We start from the raw sequence: 2,528 nt of genomic DNA, 5'->3' as shown, positions 1-2,528 counted from the left end.
GGTTTCACCGGATGCGGTGGTCAGGGATTACCAGGCAGCCAGGGCAACACAGGAGCTGGCACGTTTTACGGAACAATGCTGCCTGAAGGGCCTGTCATTGAATGGTCAGCTGGTCACACCGGATATGGTAATAAAGGGTTTCCCGGCCAGTCCGGAGGGCAAACTGGCGGTAGCGCGCTTCAAAGCGGATTGTTGCCTGAGGGGCCTGGCGTTGAATGACCTGCTGCTCACACCGGATGAGGTGGTCAGGGATTACCAGTCAGCCAGGGCACCCCTGGAGCTGGCACGCTTCAAAGCGGAATGTTGCCTGAGAGGCGTACCCTTGAATGGCGGCAAGGTTACACCAGATACGGTGGTTAAGGATTACCAGGCAGCCAGGGCACCCCTGGAGCTGGCGCGCTTCAAAGAACAATGCTGCCTGAGGAGCCTGCCGTTAAATGGTCAGCCAGTCACGCCGGATGCGGTGGTCAAGGATTACCAGTCAGCCAGGGCAGTTCTGGAGCTGGCACGCTTCAAAGCGGAATGTTGCCTGAGAGGCCTGCCATTGAATGACCAGCAGATCACCACGGAGGTGGTGGTCAGGGATTATCAGGCCATCAAGGCGACCCTGGAGCTGGCACGCTTCAAAGCGGAATGTTGCCTGAGAGGCCTGCCTTTGCATGGTCGGCAAGTCACACAGGATTCCGTGGTCAGGGATTATCAGATAGCCAAGGCAACTCTGGAGCAGGCGCGTTTCCGGGCAGAATGTTGCCTCAGGGGCCTGGCTTTGAATAGCCATCTGGTCACGCCGGATTCAGTGGTTAAGAGTTTCCCGGATAGTCCGGAAGGCAAATTGGGAATCGCGCTGTTCAAAACAAAATGTTGCCTCAGGGGCCTGACATTGAATGGCCAGCTGGTCACACCGGATGTGGTGGTAAAGAGTTTTCCGGATAGTCCAGAAGGCAAATTGGGAACCGCGCTGTTCAAATCGAAATGTTGCCTCAGGGGGCTGACGCTGGATGGCCAGCTGGTTACACCGGAGACCGTGGTCAAGGGTTATCCGGACAGTCCGGAAGGCAAGTTGGGGGTACTGCGCTTCAAGGCGGAATGTTGCCTGAAGGGGCGGCAATTACATGGCCATCTGGTCACCCCGGAATCGGTAGTCGAGGGTTATAAGCGTGGTGGCTGGCTGCTCGAAAACGCTATTTTCTGTACACAACTGGCATTGAATGGCAGAGAATTGAATGGCAACTATCTGGATAACCAGGACGTATTGGAGGCGTTTAATGAAGTACCCGGGGATCACACTGCCAGACAAGCTGAATACCTGATACAAAAATTGCAACAGCCTCAGCGATACGACGAAACCAGCGAAGCTCAGGATATCATTCAAAAGGCCTGGCAAATCCTGAACAGCGTATCGCTCAAGGATGAACATCCTCGACTGCGATGTGTAGTGCAGTTCCTGGCCATGCGGAATGAATTGACCATTGATCATCAGGGAGTGTCAGCAGAACAGGTATTGTGCTCAATCAAGCTGCTCAGGCAGTCATTCCTGAATTCACGCATACACTTCTTCTTCCTGGCACACTGCTATATAACGAGCCTGCCTGTGCATGGACGACCCATCAATAAGAATCAGGTTTTGAGATGCCTGCAAAATTTTCCCGAAGGCAGCAAGCTTCACCATGCTTTAGGCTGCTGGTTTGAACAACGCAGTTGCGAAGCCAATCTAATGGATGAGTTACTGTTCAAGCGACAAAATCCCGTTAGACATGATCATCGATATCCCCTTCCCGATGTGATCCCCGACACGGAGAACTCCGGCCAAAGAACAGCATGGGCAGAGTCCGCCAGTACAGCTCAACCCCTGAAGCAAGAGTCTGAAACAGGCAGTCAGGGCTTCCCTGACAACCAGGTTTCGCGGGTAAATGGGCTGACGTTAAAAACATTGGGGATTATTCAGGAAATCAATGGTTCTTATCGCAATCCCCCCATTCTGATTACCGGTTCATACGCGCGCTTTTTACAGAACCTCTGCTCATCATTTAATGATATTGATATTATCTGCACGACAGAAGATTCTGCCAGAACACTCTTTAAAAAGCTGCAGGGACTGAACAGCGACGGGGATGCAGAGATCCCCAGGAACATCATCATCTGGCCAGTCCCGGGAAGTCAGGCGATTAAACTGCCAAACGCTTTCAATATTCAGCTTAAGGATGGAGATTTGGGTACCAAAGCCATGGCGCTTCAAGTCAGTGTTGATCACAGAGTAACTCATGGCAATGCTGGACCATTGGCCGCTGACGTTCCTGGCGTTGCGGGTCCGGTGTGGTGCCTGTCGTTTGATGAAGAAACCAGGTTACTGAACGATACGCTGGAATACCTCGCTACAAACCTTGATCCACTGACGGAGCAATTGCAAAAAGGTACGGTGTTTGACTTGCCTCGAACCATTCTTTTTAACAGTCCCCAAAACACCGGGGAGCGTATTTATGGCTTGCTGATGCGCTCCCTGCTTACCCTGAATAAAGCCAGGCAGTTTA

General features: G+C 52.4%; 1 protein-coding gene. It reads left to right on the top strand.

Annotated features, from left to right (window positions below):
* The coding region (locus tag KDK13_RS01560) for a hypothetical protein (RefSeq protein WP_257283011.1) at nucleotides 1-2,528 on the top strand (2,528 nt) is incomplete at both ends.

The organism is Endozoicomonas sp. SESOKO1, assembly GCF_024606265.1.
Lineage (GTDB): Bacteria > Pseudomonadota > Gammaproteobacteria > Pseudomonadales > Endozoicomonadaceae > Endozoicomonas.
Note: the sequence above shows the minus strand (reverse complement) of the source record. Positions and strands in the feature narration are given on the sequence as shown.